At 45.7% G+C, this 17,631-nt stretch carries 16 protein-coding genes and 2 pseudogenes; 2 read left to right on the top strand and 16 right to left on the bottom strand.

The features are described 5' to 3' along the window. Nucleotides 1–26: 26 nt before the first annotated feature. From QVD32_RS08775 to QVD32_RS08830, 12 genes are all read right to left on the bottom strand, one after another. Entirely contained in the window at nt 27–536 is a 510-nt protein-coding gene (locus tag QVD32_RS08775) for a hypothetical protein (RefSeq protein WP_021892341.1), read from the bottom strand. A 22-nt stretch (nt 537–558) separates the two neighbouring features. Beyond that, complete coding sequence (locus QVD32_RS08780; RefSeq protein WP_021892340.1) at nt 559–1,542, bottom strand: DUF362 domain-containing protein; 984 nt, start codon at nt 1,540–1,542, stop codon at nt 559–561. Between the two features lie 22 nt (nt 1,543–1,564). Then, nucleotides 1,565–3,487 carry a TonB-dependent receptor gene (locus QVD32_RS08785; RefSeq protein ID WP_118687518.1) on the bottom strand — a complete coding sequence of 641 codons (1,923 nt, stop codon included), beginning with the start codon at nt 3,485–3,487 and terminating at the stop codon, nt 1,565–1,567. Between the two features lie 4 nt (nt 3,488–3,491). Beyond that, nucleotides 3,492–3,923 (bottom strand): DUF1893 domain-containing protein, encoded by a 432-nt coding sequence (locus QVD32_RS08790; protein WP_021892338.1) that lies wholly within the window; start codon nt 3,921–3,923, stop codon nt 3,492–3,494. A gap of 14 nt (nt 3,924–3,937) precedes the next feature. Continuing rightward, nucleotides 3,938–5,086, bottom strand: coding sequence for an aldo/keto reductase (locus QVD32_RS08795; protein ID WP_021892337.1), 1,149 nt, complete (start codon nt 5,084–5,086; stop codon nt 3,938–3,940). 9 nt (nt 5,087–5,095) lie between these two features. After that, nucleotides 5,096–6,505 carry an aldo/keto reductase gene (locus QVD32_RS08800; protein ID WP_021892336.1) on the bottom strand — a complete coding sequence of 470 codons (1,410 nt, stop codon included), beginning with the start codon at nt 6,503–6,505 and terminating at the stop codon, nt 5,096–5,098. 18 nt (nt 6,506–6,523) lie between these two features. Next, nucleotides 6,524–8,047, bottom strand: a complete 1,524-nt coding sequence (locus QVD32_RS08805; protein ID WP_021892335.1) for a 4Fe-4S binding protein — start codon at nt 8,045–8,047, stop codon at nt 6,524–6,526. A 674-nt stretch (nt 8,048–8,721) separates the two neighbouring features. Further along, entirely contained in the window at nt 8,722–9,267 is a 546-nt protein-coding gene (locus QVD32_RS08810) for a methylated-DNA--[protein]-cysteine S-methyltransferase (protein WP_118687519.1), read from the bottom strand. A gap of 191 nt (nt 9,268–9,458) precedes the next feature. Next, complete coding sequence (locus QVD32_RS08815) at nt 9,459–10,109, bottom strand: DNA-3-methyladenine glycosylase family protein (RefSeq protein ID WP_118687520.1); 651 nt, start codon at nt 10,107–10,109, stop codon at nt 9,459–9,461. A gap of 5 nt (nt 10,110–10,114) precedes the next feature. Then, complete coding sequence (locus QVD32_RS08820; RefSeq protein WP_008862435.1) at nt 10,115–10,504, bottom strand: antibiotic biosynthesis monooxygenase family protein; 390 nt, start codon at nt 10,502–10,504, stop codon at nt 10,115–10,117. Nucleotides 10,505–10,508: 4 nt separating this feature from the next. Further along, nucleotides 10,509–11,726 (bottom strand): MFS transporter, encoded by a 1,218-nt coding sequence (locus QVD32_RS08825; protein WP_278709834.1) that lies wholly within the window; start codon nt 11,724–11,726, stop codon nt 10,509–10,511. Further along, nucleotides 11,707–12,408 carry a FadR/GntR family transcriptional regulator gene (locus QVD32_RS08830; RefSeq protein WP_118687521.1) on the bottom strand — a complete coding sequence of 234 codons (702 nt, stop codon included), beginning with the start codon at nt 12,406–12,408 and terminating at the stop codon, nt 11,707–11,709. The genes QVD32_RS08825 and QVD32_RS08830 overlap by 20 nt, the downstream gene beginning before the upstream one ends. Before the next feature lie 373 nt (nt 12,409–12,781). Here QVD32_RS08830 and QVD32_RS08835 point away from each other — a divergent pair, with 373 nt between their 5' ends. Next, a complete protein-coding gene (locus tag QVD32_RS08835) occupies nt 12,782–13,414 on the top strand; it encodes an NUDIX hydrolase N-terminal domain-containing protein (protein ID WP_118687522.1) in 633 nt (210 codons plus the stop codon). Between the two features lie 136 nt (nt 13,415–13,550). On the opposite strand, the gene QVD32_RS08840 is transcribed toward QVD32_RS08835, so the two are convergent. From QVD32_RS08840 to QVD32_RS08850, 3 genes and pseudogenes are all read right to left on the bottom strand, one after another. Next, on the bottom strand, nt 13,551–14,294 hold the full coding sequence (locus tag QVD32_RS08840; protein ID WP_229033648.1) for a carboxymuconolactone decarboxylase family protein: 744 nt from the start codon (nt 14,292–14,294) through the stop codon (nt 13,551–13,553). A 95-nt stretch (nt 14,295–14,389) separates the two neighbouring features. After that, nucleotides 14,390–14,734 carry a flavodoxin gene (locus QVD32_RS08845; RefSeq protein ID WP_271696360.1) on the bottom strand — a complete coding sequence of 115 codons (345 nt, stop codon included), beginning with the start codon at nt 14,732–14,734 and terminating at the stop codon, nt 14,390–14,392. A 21-nt stretch (nt 14,735–14,755) separates the two neighbouring features. Next, nucleotides 14,756–15,274 (bottom strand): annotated as a pseudogene (locus QVD32_RS08850) (flavodoxin family protein); the annotation flags it as partial. 232 nt (nt 15,275–15,506) lie between these two features. Between QVD32_RS08850 and QVD32_RS08855 the strand changes: the two are divergent. Next, a pseudogene (locus QVD32_RS08855) lies at nt 15,507–16,404 on the top strand (helix-turn-helix domain-containing protein). A gap of 98 nt (nt 16,405–16,502) precedes the next feature. Here QVD32_RS08855 and QVD32_RS08860 read toward each other — a convergent pair. After that, on the bottom strand, nt 16,503–16,964 hold the full coding sequence (locus QVD32_RS08860; RefSeq protein WP_118687525.1) for a hypothetical protein: 462 nt from the start codon (nt 16,962–16,964) through the stop codon (nt 16,503–16,505). Nucleotides 16,965–17,631 lie beyond the last annotated feature (667 nt).

A 17,631-nucleotide genomic window follows, 5' to 3' on the forward strand; every position in this document is an offset into this window, starting at 1 on the left:
GCAAAATGCGAATAGGTTTGGTTTTATTATTTGGTCATTAGTTTTAAAACGATATAGCCCCCGAATATTTGCAGAAGCATGCCGGGAATGCCTATTCGAAAATCTTGTATGGCGGTGAAAAAATTACCTGCAATAGCCCATTCTACAAGGCTCCCTGCTACTTGATAGGAGAGTACGACTCCTGTTAAGATGAGTAGAGAGACTTTCCCGAATCGATATGCGGCATATCCGGCGGCTGCGGCCAATAATATCGATTTGGAGAGAATCGCGGGTAGGACTTCGGGTAGAGGCATCCCGAACAGCATGGAGTTTATGAGGGGCGAGAGTACTGCCGTGAGCAACCCCACGCACCACCCGTATTTATAGGCTCCGATAAGCGTGAAGAAGTAGATGGGCAATAGCATGGGGCCACCCAGATGAATCGTATGGCACAATTGGGGAAGAAGAATATTCCCCGCTATGAACAGGGCGGAAAAACCGTAGGTTCTCGCATTGTTATACTCTAAGGAATAGAGTTTTGCCGTGGTCGTTTGCATAGTCGTTTATTATTTATTGTTATTAATCCAGTTTTACCAGTTCGTATTTTTGACAGCCCAAACCTATTTGTTCCCCGTATTCCAACGTATGCATACCGTGACGGGAATCGATACGTTCGATGAGGTGGATTTTTCCGTGGTCTTCCGATGCTCTCACCAAATCGGTACAAGCCTTGTCGAGAGCGACCGGGTCGAGTGATGCGAGGATACCAATGTCGCCCATTTTCGGATCTTCGGGGGAGGCATCGCAGTCGCAATCCACAGATAGGTTATTGGCTACACTTATATAAATGATTTTCTCACCGCAATGTTCAGCCACCGATTTGGCGGCTTCGGCCATCGACTCCAAGAAATCGTCTTGTGCAGGCAGGTTTTCCCACGGGTTCCCTTTGGTTTTCCCGGCAGAATGTATCCATGCTTTTCCGGTAGATGAAGCGATGCCGATGGACATGTTTTTTATTGCTCCGCCGAATCCTCCCATAGCATGGCCTTTGAAATGAGAGAGGATTATGGTAAAGTCGTAGTTCGGGTAATGGGCTCCCACATAATTCTCTTTAAGGTGCTTACCGCCGTGTACGAGTAGGGCTGTTTCTCCTTCCGAATCCATGATGTCGACAGGGGCGATAGCCGTGAAACCGTGGTCGGCAGCAGCTTTCAGATGACTTTCTGTGTCGGCTCTTCCACCCCCGTAGGCCGTGTTACATTCGACGATCGTTCCGTTTACCTTCTGTACGAGGTCTTTGATAAGAGCTGGTTGCAAGAAGTTATGACCACCCGGTTCTCCGGTAGATAGTTTTACTGCGACTTTTCCGGTCGCTTTACGGTTCAACGCTTCGTATATTTTCACTAAGTTCTCGGGGGAAATCTCTTTGAACATATATACTTTTGGCGTTTCATTGTCCTTTTTGGAAAGTTGAGTTTCCGAATTTTGTGCGCGGGTGTTACAGCTTATCCCTATAAGGGCGGATAAGAAAGCGCATAGGGCGATATTGATGTACTTTTTCATATATGTGTGTGAATGAAAGAAATTAAAATTTTACGTTTATACCGGCCATGATTGTAGCTTTGGGCATGGGGTATCCGGCATTTATTTCGTATCGTTGTGCCAAGAGGTTTTCTCCACGTGCCCAAATGTCGAACCATTCGGTGACTTTGAATGACCCGTTGATGTTCCATAGTACGAAATCTTCGGTTTGAACATGGTCTACGTCTGTGTAGAGATTGGCTACATATTGGAAGCCGGTGGAGACAGTCCAGCGATTTTTGGAGAACATGGCTCCGGCATAGAACTTATGTTCGGGTGCGCCGAGTACCGGATTGTCCATGTGCAGATAGCTGTAATTGGTTTCGACCGACCAATGGGGGTGAATACGGTAAGCAGCTTCCACTTCGACTCCGGTGTTGTCTATTTTCCCGGTGTTCATGTTCAAGGGTGTCGCTCCCGCACGAGGCACGGCGACGATCAGATTTTTCCCGTCGATATAAAAAACATTGATACCATACGACAATCTTCCGTCGAGTAAACGTTGGGCGAAGGCCAGTTCGTAATTCCACATGGACTCTGGGCGAAGGTCGGGATTTTTTGGCGGGAACATATACATTTCCCGTATGGTAGGATAGCGAAATCCTTTGCCTGCACTCGCTTTCAGTTCGATGGAGCCGGGTAAATGGAACGATAATCCCGCTTGTGGAATCCATTCCGTACCGATATGCGAATGGTGGTCGATACGGATACCGGCATCGAGGGTGAGCCAATGGCTGATGTCTTGCCGAAAATCGATATAACCGGCTATTTCGTGCTGTACTTTATCGACGATGTGTTCACGTTCTCCGTTTCGTTCACCTTCGACGTAACGGTTTTGTGCTTTGCCACCGAAGCGGTAGTAGTCAACTCCGGCAGTCAGGCGGTTGCCGGTAAAAAGTTGTGCGCTTTGATACCACGATATGCCCATCATATCGTCGTGCGAGTCGAACCGGTATGGTTTGGGGGTATTCTTGTCGTCGGGGTTGGCGGTATAACCGTCGTTGATCCAATGGTCTCCCCAGTTGTAGAAAAAGCTCACAGCTCCCGATGTGCGTTCATAACGGTTTTCTACGGCAACCGAGGTCATACCGCGGGTGATACTTTGGTCTGCGTCGATCATCGGGTCGGTTACCTCACCCGGTTGCGAAGCGTTGAAGTGGGTGACATTTACGTCGCCGCGGATATTCCAATAGGGAGAAAATTCATAACCCAGTTTGGCATATCCCCCGTATTGCTCGAATCCCATATTTCGGCGATGTCCGTCGGTTCGGTTGTACGAACCGCTTATCAGGCTGGTAAATCCGCCTTTTCGAATGCGGTTCGTGACTTCGCTCTGTAAAGTGTTGAACGAACCGTATCCTAAGTTGAGGTTGGTTTTTACTCCCTCTTCATGTAATTGGCGGGTAACGATGTTGATAACGCCCCCCATGGCGTTCGAGCCGTATAATACCGAGGCCGGTCCGCGCAAGACTTCCACTCGTTCGGCCATTAGCGATTGGTAAGCATCGGCGATAGGGTGTCCCATTAGTCCCATATATTGGGGGTGTCCGTCGATGAGAACCATCAAGCGACCCGATCCGCTGCCTATTCCCCGTAACGACATGCCACCGGCCGCACCTCCCGATACACCGTAACCCATGATACCTCTGGCTGTGATGAATAGTCCGGGTACTTGTTGGGTAAGTATAGGGAGAATCGACGGTTGCATGCTCTGCTCGATTTGTTTACGGTCTATGACGGAAATAGTCATAGGCAAATGACGAATATCTGTCTCATTGCGAGTGCCGGTAACGACCACTTCATGGATTTGTATCGGGTCGATCAGTTTTCCATTTGAGGTTTTCGTTATATTTGGCAACGAGTCGGTTTGAGCCGATGCCGTTATTTCTCCTAATGCAAAAAATAAAAGTAAAAGTTTTGTCCTCATGCGTTTATATATTCTTCATCGTGTTCATGAAATCGTCTATCTCTGCGAGACAATCTTCCGGAGTTTCCAAATTTTTACAACGACTCTCCAACGGACACCAGCCGGTTCGAGTACGGTTGATAATGTATTCTGTCTCGATTTTGTATTCGGGTTCTATGCCGTGAGATTGAAACAAGGAGAGTGCCGGCCGACTGATGACACCGGTGAACACTTCTTTTACGCCTCCCAAGATCATCAAGGCCGCTGCGGCCTTTCCTATGACTTTGTCGGCAATGAATGATCCGTTGAGAAAATCCGGTTCTTCTTTCAATAATCGGTAAATATCTTTTACGCCTCGTTCGTGAAACAAGCGTATTTCGTGATTATTGCAAACAATGCAGGAACATTGTTCGGCAAAAAGCCGATTGATGATTTCTTGTTTTTTTTCGGTAGTCATTTTTATTACTGTGTTTAGAACCCGAACCGTTGAGCTGCCTGATGCATGGATTCTATGATTTTAACTCCGAACGGGCAACGGACTTCGCATGCGCCGCATTCGACGCATTCCGAGGCATGGTGTGTGAGTGCCTTGTAGTGTTCTCGCACGGTTTCGGGTATTTCTCCTTGTGCAACAGTCAAGTTATAAAATTTGTTCACGGCGGCAATATCTATTTTTGAAGTACAAGGCGCACAATGACCGCAATACATGCAATGACCTTTCCACGAGAATTTCTCCAAGCCGGTCATTACGGCGGTATAGTCGCGTTCTTGTGGAGTGGCATGGCTCCAAGCGACTGCCTCGGCGATTTCTTCCCTATTTTTGCAGCCTACCATGACGGCCGCCACTCCCGGACGCGTCAGTGCATATTCGATGGCTTGCACGGGTGTCATGGCCCGGCCGAAGGGGGAATTTTCTTTATTCAATAAGTCGCCTCCGCCATAAACTTTCATTACGTCGATACCCACGCCTTCCCTTTCGCACAAGGTATAGAATTGTTCCCGAACCGGGTCTATATTCTGCAAAGCGTTGGTATAACTTTCTTCTGCCCACAGTGTGTCGACATCTTCGTTGGGAGGAAGCAGGTCGTAACAGGGATTGATGGAAAATAAAACGACATCTATCAGCCCCGTTTTGACCGCCATGCTCGCCACGGTCGGATTGTGGCTGCTCATGCCGATGGCCCGTATCTTTCCCTCGGCTTTCAACCGTTGCGCGATTTCGATGATTTCGTGATCGAATACCGTGTGAAAATCTTTTTCGGCATCCACGTAATGTATCATACCGATGTCGAGATAATCGGTGCGCAGTTGTTTCAAAAGCTCTTCGAAAGAGGCTATGGTCTTTTGTGGGTTGCGGGTACGCAGGTATTGGTCGTTTTCCCATGTGGTACATAGGTGACCTTGTATGACGAAATTTTCTCGTCTTCCCTCTAAGGCAAATCCGATATGGCTTCTAAGGTCGGGATTCGAAGAATAGATATCCACGAAATTGATTCCGTTTTCTATGGCGAAATCGAAATCGGCTTTGACCTCTTCGGCGGTTTTGTGCATAAACCCTTCGCAACCAAGAGCGATGGTACTTACCCGGATTCCGGTTCTTCCTAATGTTCTATATTCCATAACGAGGCTTTAAAATTCTCTTCCTTGTTTCAAGTCTTCGACAAACTTGTCGATTCGTTGCATTTCTTCCGGGATATGAATGTTTTGCGGACAATGGTGCACGCATTGGTTGCACCCGATACAATGGTTGGCTTGGCGCAGTTTGGGAACACTTCGGTCATACCCGACAAGAAACGCCCGGCGGGCTTTGCTATAATTGGCATCTCGGGACGATGAAGGCATGTTTCCCTCGTTTATACATTTGTTGAAATGCAGCAGAATACCCGGAATATCCAGTCCGTAAGGGCAGGGCATGCAATATTTGCAATCGTTGCACGGTATGGTCGGGTAACGCAATAATTGTTGTGCCGTCTCTTCCAGAAACTCTTTGTCGGCGTCGCTCAGTGGATCGAGCGGACAAAATGTGCGCAGATTATCTTGCAGGTGTTCCATATAAGTCATGCCGCTCAGTACGGTCAATACCCCGGGAAAAGAGCCAGCAAAACGGAATGCCCATGATGCCACGCTCGATTCCGGTTTCCTCTGTTTCAGTTTGGCGGCTATATGGTCATGTACATTCGACAGGCGGCCGCCTAATAACGGTTCCATGATAATGGCGGGTATTCCCCGTTTCGATAATTCTCCATAGAGATATTCGGCGTTGGTGTTCCGTTCGTTTACTTCTTTGGCATGCTTCCAATCGACATAATTGAGTTGTATCTGTACGAAGTCCCATTTGAATTCATCTTGGCGGGAAAGAAGATAGTCGAATACCTTGATGTCTCCGTGATAAGAAAATCCGAGGTTTCGTATTCGTCCGGCTTGTCGTTCGGCGAGGAGGAAATCGAGGACCCCGTTATCGATGTAACGGGCGTTGAACTCCTGTAATCCGTTCCCCATGCCTACGCCATGCAGCAACAAATAATCTATGTAGTTTACTTGTAGTTCTTTGAACGAATTGTGATACATGGCTATCGAAGCCTCCCGGCTCCAAGTCGAGGGCGCGAAATTCGATAGTTTCGTGGCGATGAAATATTTGTCTCTCGGATAGCGGCTGAGGGCGATTCCGGTAGCCCGCTCCGAGCGGCCTTTGCAATAGGCGGGAGATGTATCGAAATAATTTACTCCGTGGGCAATGGCGACATCGACCAGCTTATTGACAGTTTCTTGGTCTATATCGTCGCTGCTGTCTCTGGCGCTGTTGTTTGAGACGGTCGGCCAGCGCATGCAGCCGTAACCCAGTAGAGATACTCGGTCTTGGGTCGATGGGTTTATCCGGTAGGTCATCTGGTCGGTGGGAATATCGGTTGTCGCCGTGTATGCCGATTCTTGTTTGTTTTTGCAGCCGGGAAGAAGGGTTGCCGATGTGACGGCAGCCGCACCACCCAATACTTTCAGGAAATCCCTTCTGTCTAAATTCTTGTTATGTTCGTTTTTCATTGCTTTTCGTTTTGGAGATTAGATGATACGATGGTGTTCGTGACCTTCTACATAGATAGCGCTGAACGGACGTGCCGGACACAGGTTTTCGCAAGTACCGCAACCGATACAGCGTTCCGTATTGATAACCGGGATCATTATGGTCTTGTCCTGTTCGCTGTTTTCACGACCTCCTCTATGGCGGTGACGGCCGTGGAACGGAACCATTTGTATAGCTCCGACAGGACAATGTCGAGCACAATTCCCGCAATCTACTCCGTCGGTAAACGGGATGCAGTTCTTTTTCACCCATACGGCGTGGCCTATCTGTATGCTCGATTTTTCGGCAACGGTGATGGGGCGTATGGCTCCTGTCGGGCATACCTCCGAACACTTGGTACATTCGGGACGGCAATATCCGCGTTCGTACGACATTTCGGGCTGCATGAAAGTCATCAGATTACCCGATGGCCGCAAGACTTGATTAGGACAAGCCGATATGCACAACTGGCATGCCGTACAATGCTGGGCTATGTTCGATGCGCTTAGCGAACCCGGCGGAGTAATGGGTGTGATTCGGTTGGGAATTTTTTTATCTTCGATGACCGCTAGACCTCCGTCTACTTTTTTCTCCTGAGCTTTCAATAAGGCAGTACCGGCCAACAATCCGGCGAACGAGAGGAACTCTCGTCTGGGATTTTCTTTTTTGTCTTCATGTGCTGGTTCGACAGATGCCGAAGTAGTCTTTTTTCGGGGAAGGTATCGTATAGCTCCCTGTCTGCACTTTTCGATGCAATCCATGCAAGCCACGCAACGGCTGTAATCGATGAGGTGGTTTTTGGCATCGATACACGAGGCTTTGCAGTTGCGGGCACACGATTGGCAACCGTTACATTTTGTCGTGTCGATAACGGGGCGGAAAAGAGAGAATCGGGACAATAGCCCCAGAACAGTACCCACCGGGCAAATCGTGTTGCAATAGGCGCGTCCGTTTTTCCATGCTAATATAAGTAACGAGACGAATGTGACGAGGGCAATGATAAAAGTGGGTATGCTTTTCAGCCACACGTCGGTGGAATAGAACGCGTAACTGTCGATACGCTCGGCAAAGTAAGCGAGTAAATTGTTTCCCCATTGATAGAGCGGAGCGAACAGATTGGATGCGATTCGTCCGTATGCGCTGTATGGAGCGATGAGGGCCGCAATAGCCGTGAATCCGGCAAGCAGGGCGACGATGAACAAGGCCAACATGCTGTAACGCAGCCATGAGATAGCCGGTGAATAACGGAATCGGTTCTTTTTCCGTTTACCCGATATCCACGAAACGATATCTTGGAATACACCGAGCGGACAGATTACCGAGCAGTAGACACGTCCGAACAATAAAGTGAGGATAACGAGGAATGCGACGACTCCTACGTTCAAAGCCAATACGGCCGGGAGGAACTGTATTTTAGCGAGCCACCCGAACCACAGATGCAGAGTCCCCGTGAAATCGAGGAATAATAAGGTGATTAGCGTGAAACAGATAGTCGCTGCGACTATCCTGATTTTTCTTAACATAAAGGTTCGTTTTTAGCTGTTAAATGATATATTGCGATAAATCTGTTGGGCATAGTACAGAAAATCGCTACGAAAATACACAAAGATTTTTTAATTTTTTTTGCTCATAATCAATAAAAAAGAGTTTTTTATATTCTTTTTTTCCTTCTCGATTTTCCATTTGCAATGGAAGAAATAAGACGATATGATTCGAAAAGTAACGGCCTATGGTGTAAATGTCGATTTTATAGGCATTCTTTTTTCCGAGCTTAGATCACCTTCATTTCAGAATACAAAGATAAATGGGAATATTAGTGATATATGTAGATAAATTACGGATAGTTGTACCAATTTTACAGATACATAGCAGCACCTTTCCCTTTGCGAACATACTCCTTTATTGCTAATGCAGAGTCCCCCGTAATACTACGGGACACGGCAAGGAGAGAAGGGATAATACCTTCGATAGCGGGAACAGAGTGATGCATATCCCTCTCCCCCCCTGCCGTGCCCCGCAATGCTGCGGGGTGTTGCGGAGCCAATAGGGGAGGTGTCCGTAGGACGGAGGGGTTGAAAGAAAATTTGGATTGTCATTTTAACCCTTTCCCTCTGCTCACGTTTAGCGCGATAGGGGTGTGTCACGTGGTGAGGAAATATAGGGGTGATAATAGGGGTGATAAGTGTTTGAGTTTGGGTTACAGGCTGCTGGCGAATATCCCGACAGTAGCTATTGATTCCAATTCCAACAAATACTTTTTGGCTGCCAGTCCGCCTCCATAACCGGTGAGAGACCGGTCGCTACCGATCACTCTATGGCAGGGAACGAAAATGGAGATGGCGTTTGCTCCGTTGGCATTCGCTACGGCGCGAACGGCGTTCGGTATGTCCAGTCGTTTAGTCATTTCACCATAAGAAAGAGTTTGTCCATAAGGGATTTCCAATAATTTGTGCCATACTTTTTTCTGGAAATCCGTACCAGTGAATAGTATGGGAATATCGAACGTTGTCCGCTCTCTTTTGAAATACTCGTCTAATTGTCGGGCGGCTTCTTGAATGATATCCGATTTCCCTTCTTTATAGTCCGCATTCAACAGGTTTTGTAATCTTTTGTCCACTCTGCCCTGATGTTTTTCTATCACCCAGTTGCAAAGGCAAAGTCGGTCTTCGTATGAACCGAGTATTAAATCCCCGCAAGGAGAGGGATAGTGTTGTGTTAGAATCACATGTTTTGTATTCATGATCGTTTCTTTTTAGAAGCTGTTTAAAATTTATTCCGAGACAGATTGAGACCTATGTTGAAGCAGATTGGAGTCCGAGATATGCAGTCAATAGCGGGCCATTGACAAAAATCAAGGGATTCTAGATGCGAGACTGGGGCTCAATATGGCCGGAACATACCCGCTTGCAATGATAATATGATTTCTCAATAAATTTAAAACAGCTTCTTAGTCGTTGCGTAATCTTTCATTCCTTCGATGGCTCCACCGGCTACCGCCCACAGGTATAGACTGGCCACACTGCTGTAAGGCGAATAACGTCGGCGATATTTTTCAAACAGTTTACGGGTTATGTCGCGATGGTGATATACCATTCGCAGTCCTCTTTGAATGGCGAGGTCGCTATAACTTAGAATATCTGGACGTTGCATGGAAAATAACATGAGCATTTCGGCACTCCATATGCCTATCCCGTCGAGTTTTGACAAGCATTCGATGACCTCTTCGTCGGTCTTGTCGTAAAGCCCGTGAATGTCGAACTCTCCGTTCAATATCTTTGTGGCTGCGCGTTTAATGTAGGTCACTTTTTTGAATGAGATGCCAAAGCGTTGCAATTCTTCATCGGTCAGGCTTATGACTCTTTGTGGTGTAATTTCTCCTAATGAAGATTGTATTCGCTGCCAGATGGTCTCATGAGCCTTTGTTGAAATTTGCTGCCCTACGATGGAATGTACCAATGCTGCAAAAAGGTTCGGAATGACTCTCCTTTTTACCCAGCCTACCTTGTCTATGATTTCAAACAGGCGTTTGTCCCTCTGTTTCAAGTAAGTGAGTTCTTTTTCTCCGTATTGAAAATATTCTGTCATATCTGTTATTTTGTTGTCAAATAACGGTTGGAGTCTTCGGGGGCCTCTTGGCGGTCGTCTTTTGTATATTGGCGAATGACTTCGGCTACGGAAATTTTGTATTTTTCGAATAGCGAGTCGTGCCCTTTCTTTTGGCAGTTACGATGGTTCATCTTATTACGCCAATTGGAGGCTGCTTCTTCGTTTTCCCAAAAAGAGAGGCTGAGTAGTTTTCCCTCTTCGTTCAGACTTAGAAATCGTTCTACGCTGATGAATCCGGGCATATTTGTCAATTCGGATTTTAACATAGCTCCGAGTTGCAAGTAGGTTTCCTTATATTCTTTTTTAGGTGTTACTTCGAACAGTACAGCGACTTTCGAAGAGGTTGTTAGGGGCGCATTTTCTTTTGCTTTCATCTTGTTATCGATTTGAGGGTTTTATGTTAGGTAAAAATCCGGCGATGATACCCAATAGAGGCAGCAGTGTACTGACTTTGAAAATAAATTCTATACTCGTTTCATCGGCAAGCCAGCCGAAGAATGCGGAACCGATTCCTCCGAGTCCGAACATAAGTCCGAAGAAAATACCTGAGATCATTCCTACTTTATCCGGCTTTAAATCGGTAGCATAAACCAGTATGGCAGAAAAGGCCGATGCGATGATGAAACCGATGATAATGGCTATGACGAGCGTCCAAAACAGATTGAGGTACGGCAGTACGAGTGTGAAGGGGGCTGCACCGAGGATAGAAAAGAGAATGACGTATTTTCGTCCGTACCGGTCGCCGAGGAACCCTCCGAGCAAAGTCCCTATGGCCAGTGCCGCGAGAAAAGCGAATAGGCAAAGTTGCGATTGTTGTACCGTAATGCCGAATTTTTCGATTAAAAAGAAGGTGAAATAACTCGTCATGCATGAGATAAAAAAGTATTTCGAGAATAGCATGATTACCAGAATAATCAGAGCATTGCGGATTGCTTTCTTACTCAAATTACAACTTGTCGTTTGTTGAGCTCGATGCGACATTCCGGTTTGGGAAAGCGTCAGCTTGTACCAATATCCTACCCGCACCAGTATGGCAGAGGCGAGCAATGCTGCGATTGAAAACCACCCGACGGCATGTTGCCCGTAAGGAATAATAATCAATGCGGCGAGTAATGGCCCGATGGCGCTTCCTCCGTTTCCGCCGACTTGAAAAATAGACTGGGCCAGACTTTTCCTGCCCCCCGAGGCTATTTGTGCCACTCGGGATGCTTCGGGGTGGAATACCGAAGAACCGCAACCGATAATCGCAACAGCGAGGAGAATCAAGAAAAAGTTCGAGGCGAAAGCGAGCAGCAATAACCCCGTTAGGGTAAAACACATGCCTGCGGATAATGAATAGGGCTGAGGTCGGCGGTCGGCATATTGTCCTACAAAAGGTTGAAAAACGGAAGAGGTCAGTTGGAATACCAGTGTGATGATGCCTATTTGTGCGAATGTAAATCCGAAATTATCTTTCAAGACAGGATACATGGCGGGGATAACCGATTGGATCATATCGTTCAATAGGTGGCAAAAACCCATGGCGAACAATATCGTATAGGCTGTACCTTTTTGGACATGGGGATGCCCTTTGAGTTTAATTAAAATGCTCTTCATCGGATTCCTTTTCTATGTTTACGTCCTTCCATAATAGTTTGGCCGCTCGCATGGCCGACTCTATATTTCCTGTTTCGATGTGGTGCAACAGCCGTTCATGTAGCGGTTGCGATTTCATAAGATAAGTGGTGTCCTCATAAATATAGTCGTATCCGGAGGTAAGGTGAACCGTCATGCTATGGTAAAGCTCGGACAATATCTCGTTATGCGTAGCCCGGGCTATCGAGTTATGAAAATTTATGTCGGCGGCGATACACCGTCCGACAGCGCCCGATTTTGCGGCTTCTCCTCTTTCTTGGATATGTCGTTTCATATTTTCCAGATCGGTCTTTGTTCTCCTTTGTGCGGCCAGTCGGGCAATGGGTGCCTCGATGATGTCCCGTACCTCCCGCAGTTCCTGTATGTCTGCTCGTTTCAATCGTTGGTGGAATGGTTCATTGGTTTCCGTAACGCTTTCCACGAAAGTACCCCGTCCCTGTTGTACACTCAGGTATCCCATGTTTACAAGCATTTTGATGGCTTCTCGTACAGTGGAGCGACCTACGCCGAACAGCTTCATTAACTCAGGTTCGGTAGGTAGCTTTTCTCCTTTGGTCAATTTCCCGTCGTTTATTTGTTCCCTGATTAGGGAGGAGACTTCCTCCGCGAGCGACTTCTTTTGAAGGGTTGTATTTATATCCATAATAAGTCTTATGATAATATCATCTGATGAATTTTTTGCGTTGGTAAACGTACTTATTTTTTAGAAGACAAGAAAATAAAAAGTAAAATTTAACTCGGTTTTTTGATGTGTTGATTCGCAAAATACTCCTTTTTGCGAGGAAAAAAAATAACATTGATAACTCTTTAACTGTCGTTTCCCGTAGCATTGCGGGAGGTGGTGGAATAGATATGGAAAAGGTCGTAGGGTGGAGGTATTGATGTCGTTTAAAGTCAAGAGAAATATCATATACGTGTCGTTAGCGGTGGTATGGTTTGGGAAAGAGACTGTTTATCCTATACACTATTCGGCAGGATTTGTCGTTTAATATATGTATAATAGCAAAACGAGTATCATGGAAAAACGTCAGGAGGAGAGTTTGATATGGCTCGATTGGGCCAAGGAATTACAGTTTATTGCACAAGCGGGTTTGACCTATTCGAAAGATCCGTTCGATTTGGAGCGGTTTCAACGAATACGCGAAATTTCGGCGGAGATAGTGAGTCGGCAGACCGGATTGTCTTTTGAACGAGTGACGGATCTTTTTTGTGGCGAGACCGGATTCCAGACTCCCAAACTCGATACGAGGGCTGCTATTTTTCAAGACGGAAAAATCCTGTTGGTCGAGGAGAGGGACGGTACGTGGTCGTTGCCCGGAGGGTGGGTCGATGTGAACCAAACCGTCAAAACCAATACCGAAAAAGAGGTGCTCGAAGAAGCCGGGCTCGAAGTCGAGGCTGTCCGTCTGCTTGCTTTGCAAGATCGCAATCTCCATAACCGGCCGCCCTATGCCTATAACGTATGTAAAGCCTTTGTCTTGTGCGAAATCAAAGGCGGCTCGTTCCGTCCCAATATAGAAACACAGGGTAGTGCCTATTTCGCTTTGGACGAACTGCCGCCACTCTCTGAGGACAAAGTTACTCGCGAGCAAATCGTCCTCTGCTTCGAAGCCGTGCAAACTGACGATTGGGTAGTCCCTTTTGACTGATTTGAATAACGATTGGAATCCGTTTCCCGAAACTTCGTTTTTAGATGTCTTTCCCTTTTCCCGCTTTTTATCGGATAGGCCTCAGAGAGAATTAAGATTGGATCGTTTTCTTCAAATCTTATTTCTTTGTAATGTATTATAAAGCGTCGATAATACGAATCGCATTCAACGCATTTGGAAATCCTATGTAGGGAAGGCATTGTATCATCGCTGCGATTTGGGTGGCTTTGTCGTTTCCAGCCTTGATATTGCCCTTGCTGTGCGAATGTATTTGAGATTCGGCTCCGATAGCTGCTAATACACAAAGAGAAAGTAGCTCCCTTGTTTTGAGGTCGAGTCCAGAACGGGTATAGAAATCACCGAAACCTACTTCGGTGAGAAACCGAGGGAGACTTTCATTCATTTCGTCGGGTAAGTTACTAAATGTTCGGGCTATTTCGTCGCCGTATAGAGGGTATTGTATCTCTTTCCCTTTTTCGTATCGGTTGTCTTCATTCACCGTTCCTTGTGCTTCCAAAGGTAAAGGGATTCCTTTTTCTTGAAAGACTTCATTAATTGTCGAAATGGCATTCAATGTTTTGGGGAATCCGATAAATGGGGCGCATTGATAGATGGCTTCGCGCAATTCTATCGGAGATACTCCTACGTTGAGTGCCGCTGCTGCATGAGATTTCAACTGGGGGAGTGTTTGCATGGAGGCTAAGGTGACACACGTAATCATCTCGCGGGTTTTGTGGTCGAGAGAACCGGTTTCGAATACTTCACCGAAAATGAATTTTTGAAGTATATCCATCAACTCGGGGTCGCTTCCTTTCCCTGTGAGAGCTTCACCACCGAACAATCGGGTATAATTTTGTTTACATGTTTCTATTCTGTCCATCGTCGTATCTTTTTTATCGTTTTCAGCTTCGGCGCCAAATGCTAAGCTTAAAGATATTCCTATTATCAAAACTATTTTTTTGTTTCATAACATAATCATTTAAGGAGTTTTAGGGTTTGCAGCCATTTAACTACGTCTTGACGATTGTCGTTTACATAACTGTCTCTGATTGCCAAACCTTCTGAGAAAGATGCATCGGGGCATAATTTCTTCATGTCGGAAATAGAATGCCCGAATCGGCCTCCTCCATGAGTCATGAAAGGGACGATGGTTTTTCCCGAGAAATCGTGTCTTTCCAAGAATGTAGCCACCGGTGGCGCTATGGTGCTCCACCAGTTGGGCGAGCCGATGAATATTATGTCGTATTTATCGAAATCTTGTACATCGTTTTTCAGCGCAGGGCGATGGGTGGTGTTTATCTCTTTTTTATCTTGTTCCACGACTGAATGGTAGTCGGTGGGATAGGCTTCTTTCAAAACGGGTTTCCCTTCTATCTCTCCGACTTTCCATACCCCGGTTCCATAGATAATCCCTTTTTCACGAGCTCCTTCGAGACAGTCGAGAAATCCTCGGAATCCGTCAATCGTGCGTTCCATAGCCGGGATACTCGGCTCGGCGGCCGTTACGATAAAATAAAAATTTTTGTTTGTGATTTCTGTGTAACGGGCGCAACAACGGTCGATGAGGGTTTTCATCTGTGCACTCGTCGTATAGAAATAGACGGGCGTTGCCATGACCATGACATCGGCGGCAATCATTTTTTCGAGCACTTCGGCGGCATCGTCTTTTTGCGGACAAGGCTTGCCGTACATGCTACATATACCGCAGCCTGTGCAGTAGTTTATGTGTTTGTCTTTTAGAAATATTTTTTCGACCGTGTGCCCGGCATCTTTACAGCCTTGTAGGAAAGGATCGCATAGGCGGTCGGAGTTGCCGCCTCGCCGCGGGCTTGAAGAAAGTATCAGTACATTTTTGTTCATGTTTCTTTACCATTAGATTCGTGAGACAAAATTAGAAGGGGAATCGTAAGGGCTTTGTATATAGATTACAGATAGATATGCCATTTTTACGGATTCGGAAGTTGAGGTATGAGACCTATTTGGAAAAGTATTAACTTTGTTTTCGTAAAACAGAGAATGACTGCGTTTCGTATGACTAAATATTTTTGAGAGTGTATTCTTTTTTTTGTGGAATTTTGAAAGACAAACGATTATGAACGAGATTTTGAAACTTGACAATATATTCCAATATAACGATATGATGGGACAAGAAACCTTGCACCCGTTAGTCAGCGTTGTCGATTTTTCGAAATGCAAGCCTATGCTGCATTCTCTTCAACGGTTTGGTTTTTATGCCGTTTTTTTTGAAAGATGTGAAATGCGGGGATATTCGTTATGGTCGGAATTATTATGATTATCAAGAAGGAACGCTTGTTTTTCTGGCTCCGGGACAAGTCGTAGGGATTGTCAATAATGGAGAATATTTCCAGCCTAAGGGCTGGGCTCTTTTGTTCCACCCTGATTTGATACGGGGTACTTCGCTTGTACGCGAGATGAAGAACTATACTTTCTTTTCTTATGAATCGAATGAGGCGCTTCATTTGTCGGAACAGGAACGAAAAGTAATTCTCGATTGTTTTCATAATATAGAGTCGGAATTGCAACATGCTATCGATAAGCATAGCAAGACATTGATTGTAAATAATATAGAATTGTTCTTGAATTATTGCGTTCGGTTTTATGACCGGCAATTTATTACTCGCAGCCATGTGAATAAAGATATTTTGACTCGCTTCGAGAATTTGTTGAACGATTATTTTCAATCGGAGAAACCTCAAATCATAGGGCTTCCGTCGGTTCAATATTGTGCCGATTCCTTGCATTTGTCGCCTAATTATTTTGGTGACTTGATTAAAAAAGAGACCGGAAATTCTGCACAGGAGTATATACAAGCTAAGTTGATCGGAGTAGCGAAAGACCGTATTTTCGATACCAGCCTTTCGGTCAGTGAAATTGCTTATAGCTTGGGTTTCAAGTATCCACAACATTTCAGTCGTTTATTCAAGCAGAAAGTGGGTGTTACCCCTAATGAGTATCGCATGCGGAATTGATTTCCGGGATACTTTTTTATTGAAATTCGGTTGGAGGTTTTGAGATATTGATTTTGAGAATGGTTCGAAACAATTTGGACCTGTTTCTGAGCGAGGTCTTATTTACGTTTCTTTTTCCTTTTGCCTTTGGGATTGCCGGGCGTTGTTGCCTTTATCATTTTAGGTAATTGATTTTTTACCGGTCGAACGAGGGGGATTTGATGGGGCGATGTTTCTTTGACAATTGCCAGAGGATTAACTATCGTTAGATTACAAGGGTCTTGTTTTGGGTCGTTGTCAGGTATGGAATCTATGTTTTCGTTATCGCTACGTGCCGATTGCTGTGTTGCCGAAGAGGCTTGTGTCGTATCGTTATGTTTCTTTTTGGAATCATATTTACGGGCGTAACGTTCGAGCGTGTTGATACAGCTCATCAGGGCTTTTACCTCTTGGGTTTGCAAAAGGGGATCGAGTTCGAGGAGTTGTGTGTAATACTGTAACAACACTTGATTACGCAGCAGTTCTATTTGCATTCGGCTTGCCGATAGTTCTTGTTCAAATTGTTTTTCGAGATTTTCCATACCTTTGTTTTTGGAGCAAAAGTATGTGACGGTATGCACGATTTTATGGCATGATTGAACAAAGTTTGAAAAGAGCTCTTGTTTGTCAATTCTTTTCGACAGAGAGAAGAATGTATCAGGAGGTACTTGATATAGGTGGAATTGATGGGACTTAACCCCTCCGTCCTGCGGACACCTCCCCTATATTTTGCATAACAAAACACCCCGTAAGGCTACGGGACACGGCAGGGGAGGAGGTTAAAAAAGCACGCCGATAGTGTCATACTAATCTTTCGCTGTTCTAAGAGTTAGACAAGGAGTATTGCGGCTCTCTTTTGTCGTGTGATTTTTGCCGGTAAGATAAAAAGTATTCAATCTTCTCCCCTGTGTCGCAAAGCAATATTTGATTGTATATATTAATCCCCTCGCCCTACGGGCACTCCCCCTATATTTTGCTGCGCAAAACACAGGGGGAGAGGTTGAGACGTATTCCCTTTTCGTTTCTGTTCCGATTTTATATGTGAAACCCCGTAAGGCTACGGGACACGGCAGGGGAGGAGGACAAACACGAACAATCCCCGTTAATTATCGACTGAGCCGTTTTGGCGGGGTGGACATTTTTTGGTGTTCAAAATAAAAAAGGCTGTAAATCGCAAGATTAACAGCCTTATGCAGTACCCGAAGGGGG

The sequence above is a fragment of the Barnesiella sp. genome (assembly GCF_022723415.1).
GTDB classification, from domain to species: domain Bacteria; phylum Bacteroidota; class Bacteroidia; order Bacteroidales; family Barnesiellaceae; genus Barnesiella; species Barnesiella intestinihominis.

Coding starts and splice junctions, on each gene's coding strand:
- QVD32_RS08825 (WP_278709834.1), bottom strand. CDS start 11,726: ATGAAGAGCATTTTAATTAAACTCAAAGGGCATCCCCATGTCCAAAAA.
- QVD32_RS08800 (WP_021892336.1), bottom strand. CDS start 6,505: ATGAAAAACGAACATAACAAGAATTTAGACAGAAGGGATTTCCTGAAA.
- QVD32_RS08795 (WP_021892337.1), bottom strand. CDS start 5,086: ATGGAATATAGAACATTAGGAAGAACCGGAATCCGGGTAAGTACCATC.
- QVD32_RS08790 (WP_021892338.1), bottom strand. CDS start 3,923: ATGACTACCGAAAAAAAACAAGAAATCATCAATCGGCTTTTTGCCGAA.
- QVD32_RS08780 (WP_021892340.1), bottom strand. CDS start 1,542: ATGAAAAAGTACATCAATATCGCCCTATGCGCTTTCTTATCCGCCCTT.
- QVD32_RS08775 (WP_021892341.1), bottom strand. CDS start 536: ATGCAAACGACCACGGCAAAACTCTATTCCTTAGAGTATAACAATGCG.
- QVD32_RS08805 (WP_021892335.1), bottom strand. CDS start 8,047: ATGTTAAGAAAAATCAGGATAGTCGCAGCGACTATCTGTTTCACGCTA.
- QVD32_RS08785 (WP_118687518.1), bottom strand. CDS start 3,487: ATGAGGACAAAACTTTTACTTTTATTTTTTGCATTAGGAGAAATAACG.
- QVD32_RS08815 (WP_118687520.1), bottom strand. CDS start 10,109: ATGACAGAATATTTTCAATACGGAGAAAAAGAACTCACTTACTTGAAA.
- QVD32_RS08835 (WP_118687522.1), top strand. CDS start 12,782: ATGGAAAAACGTCAGGAGGAGAGTTTGATATGGCTCGATTGGGCCAAG.
- QVD32_RS08820 (WP_008862435.1), bottom strand. CDS start 10,504: ATGAAAGCAAAAGAAAATGCGCCCCTAACAACCTCTTCGAAAGTCGCT.
- QVD32_RS08830 (WP_118687521.1), bottom strand. CDS start 12,408: ATGGATATAAATACAACCCTTCAAAAGAAGTCGCTCGCGGAGGAAGTC.
- QVD32_RS08860 (WP_118687525.1), bottom strand. CDS start 16,964: ATGGAAAATCTCGAAAAACAATTTGAACAAGAACTATCGGCAAGCCGA.
- QVD32_RS08840 (WP_229033648.1), bottom strand. CDS start 14,294: ATGGACAGAATAGAAACATGTAAACAAAATTATACCCGATTGTTCGGT.